We start from the raw sequence: 6,284 nt of genomic DNA on the forward strand, positions 1-6,284 counted from the left end.
TCCGCTGCGGGGCATGGTTGGGCACTCTCGCGGCAACTTGCCTGACCCTTGCCGCCTTGGCGCAGGACACGGCCACTCCGGGACCGAGCGCCCCGGTGGAAGCGCGCAATGCCGGGCGCCCCAGCGCAACCCGGCCCGAGCCTGACGCTGCCGAGCGGCGTCTGCCGGCCGATGTGACGACCCGGCATGCGCTGGAATTGCCCGGCCGCACACTGCGCTTCAGTGCGACAGCCGGAAGCATCCGCCTCGCTGACCCGCAGGGGCAACCGCAGGCCGACGTCGCCCTCATCGATTACAGGCGGGACGCGGACCAGCCGGCCAGCCAGCGGCCCGTGACCTTCGTCCTGAACGGCGGTCCTGGCGCGAGTTCGGCCTGGCTGCATCTGGGCGCCCTCGGCCCCTGGCGCCTGCCCATGGCGGGCGACGCGGCCCTGCCCTCCGCTCCCCCGGATCTTCTGCCGAATGCCGAGACCTGGCTCGACTTCACCGACCTGGTCTTCGTCGACCCGGTCGGCACCGGCTACAGCGCCTTCGCGCGGCCCGGCGACGAACTGCGCCGACGTCTCTGGTCGGTCGAGGGCGACATTCAGTCCCTGGCCGAGATCATACGCCGCTGGCTGGAGAACGCCGGCCGGGTCGGCTCGCCGAAGTTCCTGGTCAGCGAGAGCTATGGCGGCTTCCGCGGGCCGCGGCTGGCCCGCGCGCTGCAGGTGGACCAGGGCATCGGCCTGCTCGGGCTTATGCTGATCTCGCCGGTGCTCGACTTCGCCGGCCGCGCCTTGCCCTTCGATCCACTGACCCAGGCCACGCGCCTGCCCAGCATGGTTGCAGCGGCGCGGGCTGTCTCCGGGGCTGTGGTTACCCGGGAGAGCCTCGCCGAGGTCGAGCGCTACGCGCTCGGCGAGTACCTCACCGACCTGCTCCGCGGCGAGCGCGACGCCGAAGCGGTGGCGCGCCGGTCGGAGCGCGTGGCTGCGCTGACCGGCCTCGACTCTGCCCTGGTGCGGCAGCGGCGAGGCCGGTTGGAGACGGGCGAGTTCCTCCGCGAGCTGCATCGCGGCCGCCACCGCGTCGGCAGTGCCTATGATGCCACCGAGACCCGCCCGGATCCCTTCCCAGCCGCCCTGGTGAGCCGGCATCCCGATCCGGTGCTGGACGGGCTCATGGCCCCGCTGGCCAGCGCCATGCTCGAGCTCTACGGCAAGCGCCTGGACTGGCGGCCAGACGGCCGGCGGTATGAGTTGCTGAACCGCAGCGTGAACCGCGAATGGGGCTGGGGCGGCGCGTTGAGCCCGCCCGAAGCCATCGGCAGCCTGCGCACCGCGCTCGCCTTCGACACCCGGTTGCGCGTTGTCGTGGCGCACGGCCTCTTTTTACCTCGTCACCCCCTACACGGCCACAAGGGTCATCCTCGACCAGATGCCATCAACCGCGGGCGGCGATCGGATCCGGTTCCTTGCCTATCCGGGTGGGCACATGTTCTACGCGCTCGACGGCTCGCGCGCCGCATTGCGAGAGGAGGCACGAATGATGCTAGAGCGACGCTGACACAGCCAGCATCGCGCTCTGGTCCACCTTGCCGAATGAGTTCGTACGGCTTCCGGCCAAGCCAGAGTGGCTCACCGGAAGGGCGGCTCGTCGAAGCTGCGGAGCTTGCGCGAATGAAGCGCGCCCAGCTGACCACGAAGGATGCCGAGGGCTATCAGGCCGATGGTGAGGTGCTGCCCCACAGCGCGCTCGTAGAACGCGCTCGCGGTGCCCGGTAGCTTTATCTCGCCGTGCAGAGGCCGATCGGAGACGCAAAGCAGCGTCCCATAGGGCACCCGGAACCTGTAGCCCTGTGCCGCCAGCGTGCCGCTCTCCATATCCACCGCAATGGCGCGGGAGAGGTTGATGCGGCGTCGCTCACGCGACCAGCGCAGCTCCCAGTTACGGTCGTCATAGGTCACCACCGTGCCGGTGCGTAGCCGCCGCTTCAGCCCATCCCCCTCCTCGCCCGTGACCCGCGCTGCTGCCTGCTGTAGCGCGACCTGCACCTCGGCGAGGGCCGGGATGGGCACCTCGGGTGGCACCAGGTCATCCAGGATGCGGTCGCGCCGAAGATAGCCATGCGCCAGGACGTAGTCGCCGATGGTCTGGGACTGCCGGAGACCCGCGCAGTGCCCCACCATGAGCCAGCAATGCGGCCGGAGCACTGCCAGATGATCGGTGATGTTCTTCGCGTTGGACGGACCAACACCGATGTTGACGAGGGTTACGCCACCCGTGCCATCCCGCCGCAGAAGGTGGTAGGCCGGCATCTGGTAGCGGTGCCATGCCGTGGAGGCGACGAGCGCCTCCACGGCCGGGGTCTCGCCGGACGCTGCCTCGACGCCGCCCGGAAGTACGAGCCTGTCGTATGGACTCTCGGCCGACGCCAACGCGGCCAATCCCCAACGCACGAACTGGTCGACATAGCGGTGGTAGTTGGTCAGCAGAATCCAGGGTTGGACATGTCGCCAATCGGTCCCAGTGTAGTGGACCAGGCGGCGGAGCGAGTAGTCCACCCGCACGGCATCGAACAGCGCGAGGGGTTGAGGCGACGCGGGCTCGACATGCCAGAGGCTGTCGGCCACTTCGTCCCCGACATCTGCCAGCGAGGGACTTGGGAAGTGCCGCGCCAGGCTTGTACCGGAGGCGGTATTCCCGTCGAAGGCGTCCCCACGTTCGAGGACGTAGGGATAGGGGATCTCCTGTAGGCTCGGCCTGACTTCGATGGTGGGCGAGAAGTCGGCCACAAGGTGCCGAAGCTGCTCAAGAAGGTAGGGGCGGAAGTGCCCTGGCTGGGTTACCGTCACGGCGTAAGTGCCCGGTGCCTGAAGCTTGGCCCAAGCTCTGCGCGAGGGTGGCGGTGGATGGCCGACCGGGTTGTAGGTCAAGCGGAGCTCGGGATAGTGAAACCGGCGACGCTCCTCGCTATCGGGAGGCGGCCCGCCCGCGAGGAACCGCTCGAGGGCGACCCGCTGGGCCATCACGGCGGCGGTATGGAACTCCTCGAGCCGGTCGATGGTCTGCTCAGGCGTGAGAGAGCCTCGGCCCGCTGGCGGGTGGGTGGTTGGTAGCGTCACGGTTTCCTCGTACGGCCGACGCGGTCTGGCTCGCGACAACGCCGAGGGCTGGCACTGGATCGACCAACGGGTCGTGCGGACAGGCAGTCAGCCCGGCGGAGATGGCCAAGGTCGCTGGTTCAACCGTCCAGACCTCTGTCCTGGACCGAATCGGCCGACCCTGCTCTTACCGCCCGCCCCATCTTGGCCGCGTAGGTCGGGCAGACGTCGTGGATCATGCCGGCGGCGAAGTAGCGCTCGACCCCCGCCGCAGTGGCGGGCGCGGAACTGCTGGCCGGTGGGTGCGATCCATCCCCCATTCGCCCATTGCGGTGATCCACTCGCCTGCCGCGATGCTGGCGGCGTGCCCGATCACGGTGATCAGATCGCGCTGGCCGCGCGCCTTGACCCGCAGCACGTAGAAGCCACCGCCTCGCTGCGGAAGATGACCCGCTCCACCCGCCCCGCCAGCTCCCCCGCCCGCGCACCCGGCCCGGCGGACGGGCAGAGCCAGCGCAGTCCGGGGTGCCTTGCCGGGCATGTTGCCGGCGCCGCTACCGCGCGGCTAGCGTTACTCCGGTAGCGGTCGCATGCGAGGGGGCGATCATGGCGACCAGCGGGGACGACGCTCAGCCTGACGCACGCTGGTTGACCTACGAGGAGGCCGGACGGCAGCTCGGGATTGGCGCAGACAGCGTCGCCCGGAAGGCACGGCGGCTCGGCTGGCCACGACAGCCCGGGAACGATGGCAGGACACGGGTAGCCGTGCCCGCCGATGCCCTGAACGGGGCGGCTCAGCTCATTGACACGCCGGAGCACGCCCAAGTCGCGTTGCTCGCCTTCCTGAAAGACCAGCTTAAGCGCGAGCGGGCACGGGTCGACCAGCTGGAAGCGCAGGTCGAGCGTGCGGAAGGGGAACGCGATGCCGCACGAATCCGCAGTGCCGCGATGGACGCGGAACTCCAGGCAGCACGCCAGCAGGCTGACCAGCTTGCGGCTGCCCACCGCAGCATCCGCCAGGAGCTGGTGGCGTGGACCTCGGGTGGTCCCCTGGTCCGGGCATGGCGTGCCTTCTGGTACCAGCGCAGATGAGGTACGCCTGGCGAAGTCACGCGGGGCGGCTTTCACGGCGCGTAACGCATGAGGACGTTATCGTCGTCCCTGACGCTCGCAGCATGGCAGGGGAAGCAGGCCTCATGCTGCGCTTCGTCAGCCGGTGTCCCGTTCACGAACCGATCGAAGCCCTAGCCGCAGGTCGCGGCATATCGCCTTGTATGCTTGACCAAGATCAGAATCGTCGTGCCCGCGGCAGAAAACGGGGCTGGCGGAAACTCGTCCGACCGCAGGTGCTGCCACGATCACGGTCGTGTCGCCGAGCACGGTGCGCAGTTCGTCCAGCGGCACGGTTTCCAGAGCCGGCGCAACCAGTTCCCAGGGCCGGTAGCCCAACGGAATTGTGGCGCCGAAGATCGGCGGCACTGCGACGGCGCTGCATCCTTCGGAGGCCGCCGGCACAACGGTACCACCCATCCGTCCTCCACACCGCAAGCAGGCAGACAAGCACCATGATACGCGTCCTCGTGGGATCCTCGTCGGCCATGCGGGCCCGCTATCCGAACGTCACGCTGAACAGGGAGAGACCGGGCGTCGCCGCCTCCATGGCAAGCCAGTGCTCGCCATAGGTCGTGCCGTCGACCAGCGTGGTGAGCGTGGGCCGTCCAACCTCGATGGTCCGCTCCGCGTCGCCGTCCACTGTCACGCGCAATGCGGCCGATCCCGGCGCAGCGGCGACCAGGTGCAGCTTCGCCGCCGAGAAGCGCAGCCGTAGGCCGCCACGGGCCGACTTGAGCACCAGAGCCTCCACCTCATGCACCCAGCGCCCGTCGAGCTGGTACTGGTTCAGCCCTGGGCCCCGCCCGGGACCGAACGCGTACTCCGCTTCGCCTCGGCGGGGTGACTGAGCCGGGTCCTGCGGCGTCGGATGCTGCGACCCGAAATAGATCTCGGGCGAGCGGATCTGCGTGAGATCCGGGTCATCGCCCGGCTGGCCGAATGGTCCCGTGCCGGCGAGCCCCAGCAGCGACCGGATCGCGCCTTCCATCTCGCGCGCGTGGCCCTCGCCTTCGCGCAGCAGGACGATCCGGCCCTCCCGGTCGACCAGGTAGAAGGCCGGCCAAGCCTGGTTGCTCCAGGCCCGCCAGGTTTGGAAGCCGTTGTCCTGGCCGACGGGATAGCGGATGCCGAACTCCCGCACGGCATCCGCGACGTTGTGGCGGACGCGCTCGAAACCGAACTCCGGCGTGTGGATGCCGATGATCTGCAGGCCGTGCGGGCCGTACTCCGCCTGCCAGCGATTCAGGTACGGCACGGTGCGGCGGCAGTTGATGCAGGAATAGGTCCAGAAATCGACCAGCACCACCTTGCCGCGCAGCGCCGAGAGGGAGATCGGCGCGTCGGTGTTCAGCCATCCCTCGATTCCCGCGAATTCCGGCGCGGGCACCCCGCGTGCGGACTGCGCGGCGCTGCGCAGGAGCGGCGGCAGTCCCACCAGCATGGCACCGGCAGCGAGCAGCCCCGGCAGGATCGTGCGACGTTGCATGCGGTTCTCCCTGCGATCCGGCGCCATGCTCAGGAGGTGGCCACGGCGATGATGGCCTCGGCGAAGTCGCGCGGTGCTTCCTGCGGCAGGTTGTGGCCGACCCCGCCGGTGACGAGGCGGTGCGCGTAGCGGCCGGTGAAACGGCTGGCGTAGGAGGCCGGCTCCGGATGCGGTGCGCCGTTCGCGTCGCCTTCCAGGGTGATGGTCGGCACGCCGATCGGTGGAAACCGGGCCAGGCGCTCCTCCAGTGTGTCGTACTCCCGCTCACCCTGGGCGAGGCCGATCCGCCAGCGGTAGTTATGGATCACGATGCTGACATGGTCGGGGTTGTCGAAGGCCGGCGCGCTGCGGTCGAAGGTCGCATCGTTGAACTGCCAGCGCGGCGAGGCGGTCTGCCAGATCAGCCGGGCGAAGTCGCGGCGATGAGCCTCGTAGCCGGCGCGGCCGCGGCTGGTGGCGAAGTAGAACTGGTACCACCAGGCGAGCTCCGCTCGGGGCGACAGCGGCGCCTTGTTGGCCTCGGGGCTGCCGATCAGGTAGCCGCTGACCGAGACGAGGGCACGGCACCGCTCCGGCCAGAGGGCGGCCATGATGCAGGC

The 6,284-nt window shown here is 69.4% G+C and carries 5 protein-coding genes and 2 pseudogenes; 2 read left to right on the top strand and 5 right to left on the bottom strand.

The genetic code is table 11. The features are described 5' to 3' along the window. Positions 1–332: 332 nt before the first annotated feature. A pseudogene (locus tag Q7A36_RS41905) lies at positions 333–701 on the top strand (S10 family serine carboxypeptidase-like protein); the annotation flags it as partial. Between the two features lie 918 nt (positions 702–1,619). On the opposite strand, the gene Q7A36_RS37790 reads toward Q7A36_RS41905, so the two are convergent. Further along, entirely contained in the window at positions 1,620–3,107 is a 1,488-nt protein-coding gene (locus Q7A36_RS37790; protein ID WP_370655784.1) for an AMP nucleosidase, read from the bottom strand. Between the two features lie 214 nt (positions 3,108–3,321). Beyond that, positions 3,322–3,627 carry a YrrC family ATP-dependent DNA helicase gene (locus tag Q7A36_RS42135; protein WP_456306845.1) on the bottom strand — a complete coding sequence of 102 codons (306 nt, stop codon included), beginning with the start codon at positions 3,625–3,627 and terminating at the stop codon, positions 3,322–3,324. Positions 3,628–3,851: 224 nt separating this feature from the next. Here Q7A36_RS42135 and Q7A36_RS37795 point away from each other — a divergent pair, with 224 nt between their 5' ends. After that, a complete protein-coding gene (locus Q7A36_RS37795; protein ID WP_305108953.1) occupies positions 3,852–4,178 on the top strand; it encodes a hypothetical protein in 327 nt (108 codons plus the stop codon). Between the two features lie 117 nt (positions 4,179–4,295). Here Q7A36_RS37795 and Q7A36_RS37800 read toward each other — a convergent pair whose 3' ends face one another. From Q7A36_RS37800 to Q7A36_RS37810, 3 genes and pseudogenes are all read right to left on the bottom strand, one after another. After that, positions 4,296–4,616: a hypothetical protein gene (locus Q7A36_RS37800; protein WP_305108954.1), complete on the bottom strand. Its 321-nt coding sequence runs from the start codon at positions 4,614–4,616 to the stop codon at positions 4,296–4,298. 79 nt (positions 4,617–4,695) lie between these two features. Next, positions 4,696–5,712, bottom strand: a complete 1,017-nt coding sequence (locus Q7A36_RS37805; RefSeq protein ID WP_305108955.1) for a thioredoxin family protein — start codon at positions 5,710–5,712, stop codon at positions 4,696–4,698. A gap of 2 nt (positions 5,713–5,714) precedes the next feature. Next, a pseudogene (locus Q7A36_RS37810) lies at positions 5,715–6,284 on the bottom strand (alpha/beta hydrolase); the annotation flags it as partial.

Source organism: Paracraurococcus lichenis, from assembly GCF_030657435.1.
In the GTDB taxonomy this organism is placed as follows: Bacteria; Pseudomonadota; Alphaproteobacteria; order Acetobacterales; family Acetobacteraceae; genus Paracraurococcus; species Paracraurococcus lichenis.